Below are 11,698 nucleotides of genomic sequence, written 5' to 3'. Positions count from 1 at the left end.
TGGTCTCGCATCCGACGGTGCCGGCGCACGGTCACGTCATGAGCGCGGCGAGGGCGTCCCCTGGTGGTGGCGCAGCAGCCACTCCCCGTCCACGCGCATCCACAGCGAGCTGCGCCGGACGGCGCCCCGGTGGTCGGCGGTGACGAAGCGCAGCAGCACGACGTCCGGAGCGATCTCCTCGGCCACGAACTCCTCGGCGCGGACGCCGGGAACGGGCGCGAGCGCCTCCAGGGTCTGCTCGCGGTCGTGGACGCGCCCGGAGGCACCGATCTCCACGAAGTCGGGATGCAGCAGCTCGGCGGCGCGCGCGGGATTCTTGCGCAGCAGGTCGCTCAGGAGCACCTGCTCGCGGGCGACGACCTCCTCGAAGGGGGTGTCGGCAGGATTGTCGGACGCGCGGCTGCCGGCGGCCGATCGCTCCGAACTGGGGGCCGACGGGGCCGGCTCCGGTTCCGGCTCGGCTGCGAAGAGACTGAACAGGTCGTCCCCCGCCGACTCGCTCGACGTGCTCGCGCCGGTCGCGGTGTCCGGTCCCTCCGCGTCGTCCGCCCCGGAGGGGGTCAACGAGAGGTGGCGAGCCGACGCGTCTCCGCCGCTGCCGCGGTATCCGGGTCCGACGTCCGGATCCTGCTTCTTGGAGTAGGCGAGGGCCGCGCCGTTCGCCCGACGGTCGGCCGCCTCGTTCATGGCGTGCCCGGCATGGCCCTTGACCCACTCGAACTCGACGCTGCGCCCGGCGAGCGCGCGGTCGATCGCCTTCAGCAGGTCCACGTTCATCACGGGCTTGCCGTCCTTCTTGCGCCAGCCCTTGCGCTTCCATCCCGGCATCCACTTGGTGACCGAGTTGATGACGTACTGGCTGTCGCACAGCACGTGGAGGTGCTGATCGGCATCGACGGCGGTCGCCTCGAGGAGGTCGAGCACGGCCTTGAGCTCGCCCATGTTGTTGGTGCCGTGGGGCCATCCGCCCGCCCGCCAGGTCGAGTCGTCGATGTACCAGGCCCAGCCCGCCGGGCCGGGGTTGCCGAGCGCGGAGCCGTCGGCCGCAGCGGTGATCGTCATGGCCGCAATCGTTCCACAGCGCGCTGAGCACTGAGGACGCGACCCTCATCGTCTCCGGTGTCAACCGACGAGTCGAGGTAGACACCGGTTACCCCGGTGACGGCGGGGAAGAGTACGGTGCCCGACGTCGGGGCGCGCCGTGCTCCGGGAAGCAGGAGCATCCATGTCATCGGCCACCGACCCCGCGCAGGCGACCACCGCCCCCACGGTCCGCGAACTCACGCTGCGCGGGATCATCCTGGGTGGGATCATCACCCTCGTCTTCACCGCCGCGAACGTCTACCTGGGGCTGAAATCCGGGCTGACCTTCGCGACCTCGATCCCCGCGGCCGTCATCTCGATGGCCGTGCTGCGCTTCTTCCGCCGCCACAGCGTGGTCGAGAACAACATCGTCCAGACCATCGCCTCCTCCGCAGGCACCCTCTCGGCGATCATCTTCGTGCTGCCGGGCCTCGTGGTCGTCGGCTGGTGGAGCGGCTTCCCGTACTGGACGACGGTCGCCCTGTGCGCCGTCGGCGGCCTGCTCGGGGTCATGTACTCGATCCCCCTGCGACGCGCCCTCGTCACCGGCTCGGACCTGCCCTACCCCGAGGGAGTGGCGGGCGCCGAGGTCCTGCTGGTCGGCGACTCCGCCGGCGGAGCGGAGGAGAACCGTCGCGGTCTGCGCGCGATCCTGCTGGGCGCGATCACCTCCGCGGGCTTCTCGGTCGTCTCGGCCCTGCAGGTGATCAGCAACTCGGTCACCACCGCCTTCCGCATCGGCTCGGGCGGCACGATGATCGGCGCCGGCCTGTCCTTCGCCCTGCTCGGCGTCGGTCACCTGGTGGGGATCACCGTGGGCATCGCGATGCTCGTCGGACTCGTGGTCTCCTACGGCGTGCTGCTCCCGATCATGTCGAGCGGCGCGCTGCCGGGCAGCGGCGACATCGCCGAGGCCGTCGACGGCGTCTTCTCCAGCGACGTGCGCTTCGTGGGCGCCGGCGCCATCGCGATCGCCGCCATCTGGACCCTGGTGCGGATCGCCCGGCCCGTCGTCGGCGGCATTCGCAGCTCCCTCGCCTCCTCGCACGCCCGGCGCCGCGGCGCGAGTGTGGAGAAGACCGAGCGCGACCTGCCCTTCTCGCTCGTCGTGGTCATCACCGTGGTCTCGATGGTCCCGATCGGCCTGATGCTGTGGTGGTTCGTCAAGGACACCGCGCTGGCCCAGAGCGCGGGCGGGCTGATCACCATCTGCATCCTCTACGTGCTGATCGCCGGCCTGCTGGTGGCCTCCGTGTGCGGCTACATGGCCGGCCTCATCGGCTCCTCGAACTCGCCGATCTCCGGCGTGGGCATCCTGGTCGCGATCACGGCCGCCCTGGTCATCAAGCTCGTCCACGGCGCCGACCCCTCGCAGACCGCCGCACTGGTCGCCTTCACGCTGTTCACGACCGCGATCGTGTTCGGGATCGCGACCATCTCCAACGACAATCTCCAGGACCTCAAGACCGGTCAGCTGGTCGGATCGACCCCGTGGAAGCAGCAGGTCGCCCTCGTGATCGGCGTGGTCTTCGGCTCGATCATCATCCCGCCGGTGCTGGGCCTGATGTCCACGGCCTTCGGCTTCCAGGGCGCCCCGGGTGCCGGCCCGGACGCCCTCGCCGCCCCGCAGGCCTCCCTGATCTCCTCGCTCGTGAAGGGCATCTTCGGCGGGGACCTGGACTGGAGCCTGATCGGGCTGGGCGCGCTGCTCGGCCTGGTCGTGATCGTCGTCGACGAGGTGCTGCGCGCCCGCAGCTCCCGTCTCGCGCTGCCGCCGCTGGGCGTGGGCATGGGCATGTACCTGCCGATGAGCACGACGCTGCTGATCGTGGTCGGCGCGGTGATCGGCCTGTTCTACACGCGGTGGGCGAAGCGCTCGAAGCGCCCCGAGCTCGCGGGACGGCTGGGCACGCTGCTGGCCACCGGCATGATCGTCGGCGAGAGCCTGTTCGGCGTGGTCTTCGCGGGCGTCGTCGCCGCGACCGGCAACGACACCCCGCTGGCCGTGGTCGGCGAGGGCTTCGCGAACCCGGCGATGATCCTGGGCGTGATCGTGTTCGTCGTCCTCGCCGTCGCGCTGTACCGCACGGTCCGGCGCAGCGCGGACCGGGAGATCCGCGAGGGCTGAGCGGGCCTCGCTCAGCCGATCCGTGCGACCGTCATCCCGGCCGACGCCGGCACGCCACCGAGCCCGACGAGGGCATCCGGCAGGTCCTCGAGGCCGATGACGGTGCCCACGGTGGCGCCGGGGTCCAGGTGCCCGCTCGCGATCTCCTCGAGCAGCTCGCGGTACTCGCCGACGGCGAGACCGTGACTGCCGAGGACCTGCAGCTCCAGGCCGATCACGAGACCCATCGGCAGGGCGGGGTCGGCGTCCTCGCCCAGCAGCAGACCGACCTGCACGTGGCGTCCGCGCGGACGCAGGCTGCGCAGGCCGATGCGCGCGGTGCGCGCCGAGCCCAGGGCGTCGATCGTGACGTCCGCTCCCCCGCCGCTCGCCTCCAGCAGACGTCCGACGAGGACGTCGGCCGACTCGTCGGGCGTCGTCGGCACGGGCTCGGCGCCGAGCCTGCGGGCGGCCTCGAGCGCGCCCGGTGAGACGTCGACGGCGAGCACGCGAGCGCCGATGGCCCGGGCGATCTGGATGACCGAGAGCCCCACCCCGCCGCAGCCGAGCACCACCAGGCACTCCCCCTCCTGGAGGCGGGCCTGGCTGCGCACGGCGTGGAAGGCGGTGCCGAAACGGCACCCCAGGCCCGCCGCGGCGACCATGTCGATCTCCGCGGGCAGGGCCACGAGGTTGTGGTCGGCCTCGATCACCACCACCTGCTCGGCGTAGGACCCGGGCAGGTCGAATCCCGGCTGCTGCTGGTCGGGGCATACCTGACCGTTCCCCGCGAGGCACTGCTCGCAGCGCCCGCAGGAGAGGATGAACGGTGCGGTGACGCGGTCGCCGGGCGTGAAGCGCGTGACCTCGGGGCCGACGGAGCGGACCACGCCCGCGAACTCGTGCCCGGGCACGTGCGGCAGGACGACGGAGTCGTCATGGCCCTGCCAGGCATGCCAGTCGCTGCGGCAGACGCCCGTGGCGTGCACGTCGACCACCGCCCCGCGCGGCGGGCACGCAGGGTCCGGGAGCTGCTCGATGCGGGGCTGCTGGCGGAAGGCGTCGTAGCGCACGGCTCTCATGAGGCCATCGTGCCGCACGGCGGCTGGGGGTCGCTCGCGGTGAGTGTCCCTCGCGACGAGGGAGCGCTCACGACGAGGGACGCTCACGACGGTGCCGTGCGCGGCGGGACGTCATCTTCGATGGCTCCGGGTGAGGTCTCGACGCGTATACGGGCCTGAGACCTCACCAGGAACCATCGAAGGTGAGTGTTGAGCGGCGCTGCGGCGTCCGATCCGGCGGCTACGATCCCTGTGTCGCCCGGGACCGCCCCACCCCGGCCCTCACTCCTGCTCGTACGCCGCCGCGCGCTCCTGCACGGCGCGCAGCCGGGCGAGGTCGAGCTTGCGGCCGCGGGCGAAGTCCACGACTCCGTTCTTCTCCTGGAAGACATCGGTCAGCTGGGTGTAGCAGTAGCCGAACATGAGCGGATCCTCGAGCAGCACGTTCGTGAGGCCCTCGAAGCGCTCGTAGAGCTCCTCCTCGCTCGCGATCCGCTGGCCGTAGCCCCAGGACTCCGCGGCGTTGTTGCCGGCCTCCCGTGCGGCGCGCTCGGCCTCCTCGGCGTTCCACCAGATGCCGCCGTACTCCGAGACGAAGTAGGGCTGGCCGGCGTAGGGCAGGGAGAAGGAACCGTCGGCGAAGGGCAGCTCGCCGTCGCCGATGTCGCGGCGGTTGGCGAACGGCTCGCCGTCGGCGAGTCCGGCCTGCTCGGTGCGGAAGCGCCCCGGGTCCTGCTCGTAGGAGTGGGAGTCGTAGACGTCGGCCCCGCGCACGCGGTGGGAGTAGCCGGAGACGTCCAGGACCGGTCGGGTGGGGTCGGCGAGCTTGGTCGCGTCGTACATCGCCTGGGTGACGTCGTCGAGCTGGGTGATGCGGTCGTGGCGCACCTGGTGGGTCTCGTTCAGCGGGCACCAGCCGATGATCGAGGGGTGGTTGATGTCGCGGTGCAGCGCCTCGATCCACTGGGCGACGAACGAGGCGGTGGGCTTCTGGTTGTCGCCCGTGGGCCCCTGGCCCGAGACGCCCCAGTCGCCGAACTCGCCCCAGGTGAGGTAGCCGTGGACGTCGGCCCAGAAGAGCATGCGCTCCTCGAAGACCTTCTGGTGCAGGCGCGCGCCGTTGAAGCCGGCCTCGAGCGAGAGGCGGATGTCGTCCACCATCGCCGCGTCCGACGGGGCCGTCATGAAGGACTCCTCCCACCATCCCTGGTCCAGGACCAGGCGCTGGAAGACCTTCTGGCCGTTCAGGCGGTACTCGTGGCCGTTCAGCGAGGTCGAGCGCAGGCCGGCGTAGGAGCGGACCTCGTCGAGCACGGCGCCGCCGTCGGCCAGCAGGCGCAGCTCGAGGGTGTAGAGCTGAGGGTCTCCCGGGGCCCAGATGCGCACCGACTCCTCGGGGATCACGATCTCGACGTGCGGGGCGAGGTCGAGGTCGGCGCGGACCTCGGCGCTCGCGACGGTCCCGCCGCCGACCTCGCCGAGCACGACCTCGAGACGGGTGCCGGGCGTCGAGCGGGCTAGCGGGACGTCGATCGCGAAGGAGCGCGAGGCGAGCGAGGGCACGATGCGCAGCGAGCGGATCTCGTCGGCAGGCACGCCCTCGAGCCAGACCGTCTGCCAGATGCCGGTGACGCGGTGGTAGGTCGCGTGGCTGGCCCCGTAGAAGGTGGACTGCTTGCCGCGGGCCTGCAGGGCCTCGCGCGAGTCCCTGGCGCGCACCACCAGCTCGACGCTCTCCCCCGGTCCCGCGACCTTCGAGAGGTCGGCGCTGAAGGGGGTGAAGCCGCCGCGGTGGCGGGCGACCTCGATGCCGTTCGCCCAGACGGTCGCGTCGTGGTCGACCGCCGCGAAGTGGACGACGGCCCGCAGCCCCTCCCAGTTCGCGGGGATCCGGACGGTGCGGCGGTACCAGACGGCCTCGAGGAAGTCGCGGTCGCCGATGCCCGAGGCCTCCGACTCCGGGGGGAAGGGCACCAGGATCTCGGTGGCCAGGTCGCGCTCGAGCAGGCCGCGCTCGCGGCCGGAGTCGCCGCGGTCGATCTCGAACTGCCAGCGGCCGTTGAGGTTCACCCAGTTCTCGCGCTGCAGCTGGGGACGCGGATGCTCCGGTCGCGGCACCTCGCCGTTCTCCGCTCCCCCGGCCGGGGCCGCCGGCGGCGCGTCGAGGGCCGCGGCGAGCTCGTCGGCGCGGGCGAACAGCTCGCTGAGGTGGGCGGGCAGCTCGGGGGCGTCGTGCGCGGGGTGCTGCGGGGCGGGAGAGGTCACGGTGGTCCTTCCATCGGCGCTGATCGGCGGAGCCGGCCGCCGCGACGGGTCACGTCGGCCGGTTCAAGTCAACACTGCCGAGGACCGGTTTGCAACGTGGGAAACCGTCATGTCCGCGGACCGGACGAGGACTCGCGCACCAGCAGGCGGTAGGGCACGACGTGCTCCCCGCTCGCGTTCCCCTCGCCGTCCGCGCTCCCGTCCGCTGCCGTGCCCGCCCCCTCGGAGCCCACGGCCGCATCCAGCGCGGCCGCCACCAGATCGTCCATGTCGGGGCTGACCGTGCTGAGCAGGGGTGCGCTGTGGCGACTGCCGGGGGTATCGTCCCAGCCCACGACGCCGACGTCGCCGGGGACGTCCCGGCCCGACTCGCGCAGGACGGCGAGAGCACCGAGGGCGAGCTGGTCGTTCGCCGCCGCGATCGCGTCGACCTCGATGCCGCCGGTCAGGAGGTCGAGGACGGCCCGTCGTCCCTCAGCCATGTCCCAGGCGTCGACGTGGGCGATGTGCGCCGCGTCGCTGGGGATCCCGCTCGCCCGGCAGGCGGCACGGAAGCCGGCCAGACGGTCCGTGCCGGCCGAGCGCTGCTCCGACTCGCCGCCCAGGAACACCGGATGCCGGTAGCCGCGCTCGACGAGGTGGCGGACGACGTCGGCCGAGGCCTCGACGTTGTCGACCGCGACGTGGGCGATGCCCGCGGCTCCCAGCAGCCGTTCGCCGAGCAGCACCAGGGGCGGGCCGTCGCCGCGCTCGCGGATCTCGGCCGGGTCGAGGGCGTCCGGCGAGATGATGACGGCATCCACGGGGCGGCTGACCCGGCCGCGCACGTGAGCGCGTTCGACGTCGACGTTTCCCAACGTCAGCTCGACGCTCACCCCGTACCCCCGGGCCTTCGCGGCCACGTGCAGAGCCTGCGCCAGGCGCGCGAAGTAGGGGTTCTCGAGCTCGGGCAGGACCAGGGAGATCAGGCGTGTGGGACCGCCGCGCAGCTCCCTGCCCACGGTGTTGGGGACGTAGCCGAGGTCGGCGATCGCCTGCTCGACGCGTCGGCGGGTCTCCTCCCGCACCACCGGGCGGTCGTTGACGACGTTCGAGACGGTCTTCCAGGAGACCCCGGCCGTGCGGGCCACGTCCTTGATGCTCACCCGGCGGCCCATCGCGGCCTCCTCGTCTCTCACGTCCTGTTCGCGCACGTCCTGTTCGCGCCTGCGCCGAGGATACCCAGGCGGTGCGTTGCTCACATCGACGTCCGTGACAGGGGCCGAGGGGCGATTCCCGGCGTAGGCTCGATATTTCGTGTGCCGTCCCCTGCCATGGCACCGCGCCTCGTCGCACGAGCGACGACGGCGGCGCGCCATCCGCGCAAGCGCCCTCTGGGCGATCGGATGTGCAGCGCGCCGGCGGGACCGCCCCCCTCATGCAGAACGGATCCCCGTGACCACCAGTGACTTCGCGCGCCTCGGCGTGCCCTCCCACCTCATCGACGCCCTCGCCCCGCAGGGCATCACCACCCCCACCCCGATCCAGGCCGCGACGCTCGGCGACTCCCTCGCCGGGCGCGACGTGCTGGGCCGTGGACGCACCGGCTCGGGAAAGACCTACGCCTTCGGACTGCCGCTGGTCGCGCGCCTCGAGGCCGACGGCAGGAAGCGCCGCGCCCGGATGCCGCGCGCCCTCGTGCTCGCACCGACCCGTGAGCTCGCCGCCCAGATCGACGCCTCCCTGAGCCCTCTGCTGCGGGCCTCGAAGCTGCGCAGCACCGTCGTCTTCGGCGGGGTCGGACAGAAGCCCCAGGTCGACGCGCTCGCGGGCGGCGTCGACGTGCTCGTCGCCTGCCCCGGTCGCCTCCTGGACCTGATGGGTCAGGGCCACGTGGACCTGCGCGGCATCGAGATCACGGTGCTCGACGAGGCCGACCACATGGCTGACATGGGCTTCCTGCCGATGGTGCGCCGGATCCTCTCCGCCACCCCGAAGCAGGGGCAGCGGATGCTGTTCTCGGCGACCCTGGACCAGGGCGTGCAGAAGCTCGTCAAGGAGTTCCTCCACTCCCCCGTCACCCACTCGGCCGATCCCGAGACCAGCCCCGTCTCGACCATGGAGCACCACGTGCTCGAGGTCTCCAGCGAGGCGAAGTTCGACGTCCTGCGCGATCTCGCGGCAGCGCCGGGCCGCACCATCCTGTTCACGCGCACCAAGCACGGCGCGAAGAAGCTCGCCCAGAAGCTCAGCCGCACGGGCGTGGCCGCGGTCGAGCTGCACGGCAACCTCTCGCAGGGGGCGCGCACCCGCAACCTCGAGGCCTTCGGCGACGGGAGCGCGAGCACCCTGGTCTCGACCGACATCGCCGCCCGCGGCATCCACGTCGACGACGTCGCCCTCGTGGTGCACGCCGACCCGCCGGTCGAGCACAAGGCCTACCTGCACCGCTCGGGCCGCACCGCACGTGCGGGCGGTTCCGGCACCGTGATCACCGTGCGCACGCCCGACCAGAAGAAGGACGTGCACGACCTGATGCGCAAGGCGCGGATCACGCCCGCCGCCCACGAGGGCGTGAGCGTCGAGAGCACCGTGCTGCGCGACCTCGCCCCCGGCGAGCGGGTGTTCACCGAGCCCGCACCGGCCCCGTCCCAGGCCCAGCAGGGCGGCGGGCGCGGCCGCGGCAACGGCGGCGGTCGTGGGAACGGCCGCGGCAACGGTGGCGGTCGCGGGAACGGCGGCGGAAACGGCGGCGAGCGCGCTAACGGCGGACGCCGTCGTAGCGGCGGGGACACCCAGGGCGGCGAGAACCGTCGTGGCGGGCAGGGTTCGCGCGGCGGGCAGGGTTCGCGCGGTCGCTCCCGCGGCGCCCGTTCGGGCTCCGGCTCCGTGGCCACCTACAGCACCTCGAGCGAGGGCTCGGGTCGCGGCAGCCGGGGCTCCAGCGCCGGCCTCGCAGCCTTCTCCTCCGGTCGCCGCGGCTGAGTCCGTTCCGGACGCCGAAGCCGGACCCGCCTAGGCTTCCTGTCATAGACCAGCGCCCTGCGGACGAGATCCCCGACCGGGCCACGCGCAGCATCTCCCAGGTGCTCGCGGAGGCTCGTCGGGGCGTCCGACGGGTCGATGCCGAGGCACTCCCCGCCCTCCTCGCCGAGGGCGCGTGGGTGCTCGACCTGCGCACACCGTGGACCAGGGACGAGGAGGGGCACATCCCCGGCGCGGTCGTCGTCGAGCACACGGTGATGCTGTGGCGGATGGACCCGCTCAGCCCGAGCAGGATCCCCGACGGCCCCGGCCACGACGACCTCGTGATCACCGTGTGCAACGAGGGCTTCTCCTCCTCGCTCGCCGCGAGGGACCTGCGCGAGCTCGGCTTCTCCCGGGCCACGGACCTGGCAGGCGGCTTCCGGGCCTGGGCCGCGGCAGGGCTTCCCGTCGAGCCACGGCCGACGCGCTACATCACCTGAGCGAGCGTCCGTTCGGCGCGAACCCGGCCTCCGACGCGGTGGCCGACCGTACAGTGGTCCAGGTGAGCTCACCACATGAACCGCACCACTCCTCCGCGCGGACGCAGGCGCCGTCCCACGACGTCATTCCCGGGCAGCTCGTCGAGCAGCCGCCCATGGCGGGCCATCCGGCAGACCACGGCGCGCTGGTCCGGGCCGGGCAGGTTCCACCGCCCGCCCCGCAGGCCATGCCGGCGGCCGTCCCGGTGCCGGTCATGCAGCCCAAGAGCGTGGGTGTCGCGTTCGTGCTGACCTTCTTCTTCGGCGTGTTCGGGCTCTTCTACTCCTCGGTCGCCGGTGCGATCACCCTGCTCGCCATCGCCATCGGAGGCGGCCTCCTCGGCGGGGTGATCATCGGCCTCATCTCGCTCGCCACCATGGGCCTCGGTTCGGTCCTGCTGCTCCTGGTCCCGGTATTCGGTGTCGCGATCTGGATCGCGAGCATCATCTGGGGATGCGTGGCCGCCTCGAACCACAACGAGCGTGTGCGCGCGCAGTACGCCGCCTTCCAGGCTGCCTACGGCCGCCCGGTGCACCCGGCGCGCTGACCTCAATATTCCCGCGGCCGACGCTCGGCCGCTCACAGCGCTCTGCACGCTCGTGACCAGGGGCGTAGCCTCGCTCTCATGAGCACCAGCGCCCCAGTTCCGCACACTCCCCACATCCCGCTGTCGATCCTCGATCTGGTCCCGATCTCCGAGGGGATGCAGGCGGACGAGGCGATCGCGCGCTCGATGAGCGCAGCGCAGCTCGCCGACCGACTGGGCTTCAGCCGCTACTGGTTCGCCGAGCACCACAACACGGTCTCGCTGGCCTCGAACGCGACCAGTCTGCTGATCGGACAGGCCGCCCAGCTGACCGAGCGGATCCGCGTGGGCTCGGGCGGCATCATGCTGCCCAACCACTCCCCGCTCTCGGTCATCGAGCAGTTCGGCACCCTGGTGCAGATGCACGGCGAGCGCATCGATCTCGGCCTGGGGCGGGCGCCGGGCACCGACCCGCTCACGGCGCAGTTGCTCGCGCGCACGTCGGCCGATCCCGAGGCGTTCATCGCCGCGGTCGAGCAGATGCGCGACTGGTCCCGGAGCGAGCAGCCGACGGGTCTGCGGATCGCTGCCCCAGTGGCCGAGGGCACCGAGGTCGCCCTGTGGATCCTGGGATCGACCGCGAACGGCGCCCAGCTCGCCGGCCGCCTGGGACTCCCCTTCTCCGTGGCCTCGCACTTCTCGCCGTTCGGCTTCGAGCAGGCCCTGGACGCCTACCGTCGGACCTTCGACCCCTCCGCGGACTCCGCCCAGATCGACGCGCCGTACACGATGGTCGGCGTCAACGTCCTGGTCGCCCCCACGGACGAGGAGGCGCAGCACCTGTTCACCTCGGCGCAGCAGGGCTTCCTGGGGATCCTGCGCGGCGAGCGCAGCAAGGTCCGTCCGCCGCGTTCGCTCGAAGGCCTGGCCGATCCGGCCCTGCTGCAGAAGGTGGACCAGACGCTCTCGGTGCGCGCCGTCGGATCGCCCGCGACCGTGGTCTCCCAGCTCGAGTCGATCGTGCGCGCCACCGGGGCCGACGAGCTGATCGTCACCGGGCAGGTCTACGACCCCGATCACCGCGACCGCTCCCACGAGCTCCTCGCCGACGCCTGGGGGCTCGGCGGCTGACACTGCGACCGGATACGGACCACACCCCTGTATCTCCTT

General features: G+C 72.2%; 9 protein-coding genes. 5 read left to right on the top strand and 4 right to left on the bottom strand.

What is annotated here, in order from left to right; all coding sequences use genetic code 11:
- Positions 1-36 precede the first annotated feature (36 nt).
- Positions 37-1,062, bottom strand: a complete 1,026-nt coding sequence (locus DEO23_RS03225; RefSeq protein WP_109274536.1) for a ribonuclease HI family protein — start codon at positions 1,060-1,062, stop codon at positions 37-39.
- A gap of 163 nt (positions 1,063-1,225) precedes the next feature.
- On the opposite strand from DEO23_RS03225, the gene DEO23_RS03220 reads away from it, so the two are divergent.
- Complete coding sequence (locus DEO23_RS03220; RefSeq protein WP_109274535.1) at positions 1,226-3,211, top strand: OPT family oligopeptide transporter; 1,986 nt, start codon at positions 1,226-1,228, stop codon at positions 3,209-3,211.
- Between the two features lie 11 nt (positions 3,212-3,222).
- On the opposite strand, the gene DEO23_RS03215 is transcribed toward DEO23_RS03220, so the two are convergent.
- The 3 genes from DEO23_RS03215 to DEO23_RS03205 form a co-directional block, all read right to left on the bottom strand.
- Positions 3,223-4,272, bottom strand: a complete 1,050-nt coding sequence (locus DEO23_RS03215) for a zinc-dependent alcohol dehydrogenase family protein (protein WP_109274534.1) — start codon at positions 4,270-4,272, stop codon at positions 3,223-3,225.
- 261 nt (positions 4,273-4,533) lie between these two features.
- Complete coding sequence (locus tag DEO23_RS03210; protein WP_109274533.1) at positions 4,534-6,516, bottom strand: glycoside hydrolase family 2 protein; 1,983 nt, start codon at positions 6,514-6,516, stop codon at positions 4,534-4,536.
- A gap of 107 nt (positions 6,517-6,623) precedes the next feature.
- Positions 6,624-7,694 (bottom strand): LacI family DNA-binding transcriptional regulator, encoded by a 1,071-nt coding sequence (locus tag DEO23_RS03205; protein WP_165831703.1) that lies wholly within the window; start codon positions 7,692-7,694, stop codon positions 6,624-6,626.
- A gap of 256 nt (positions 7,695-7,950) precedes the next feature.
- Between DEO23_RS03205 and DEO23_RS03200 the strand changes: the two genes are divergently transcribed.
- From DEO23_RS03200 to DEO23_RS03185, 4 genes are all read left to right on the top strand, one after another.
- Positions 7,951-9,480, top strand: a complete 1,530-nt coding sequence (locus tag DEO23_RS03200) for a DEAD/DEAH box helicase (protein ID WP_109274531.1) — start codon at positions 7,951-7,953, stop codon at positions 9,478-9,480.
- Between the two features lie 101 nt (positions 9,481-9,581).
- Positions 9,582-9,962: a rhodanese-like domain-containing protein gene (locus tag DEO23_RS03195; protein WP_240613182.1), complete on the top strand. Its 381-nt coding sequence runs from the start codon at positions 9,582-9,584 to the stop codon at positions 9,960-9,962.
- 62 nt (positions 9,963-10,024) lie between these two features.
- Entirely contained in the window at positions 10,025-10,549 is a 525-nt protein-coding gene (locus DEO23_RS03190) for a TM2 domain-containing protein (RefSeq protein WP_133249828.1), read from the top strand.
- A gap of 78 nt (positions 10,550-10,627) precedes the next feature.
- Positions 10,628-11,659, top strand: a complete 1,032-nt coding sequence (locus DEO23_RS03185; RefSeq protein ID WP_109274528.1) for an LLM class flavin-dependent oxidoreductase — start codon at positions 10,628-10,630, stop codon at positions 11,657-11,659.
- Positions 11,660-11,698: the final 39 nt, after the last annotated feature.

The organism is Brachybacterium endophyticum (assembly GCF_003130585.1).
Lineage (GTDB): Bacteria > Actinomycetota > Actinomycetes > Actinomycetales > Dermabacteraceae > Brachybacterium > Brachybacterium endophyticum.
This window is presented reverse-complemented; position numbering and strand designations above follow the sequence as displayed.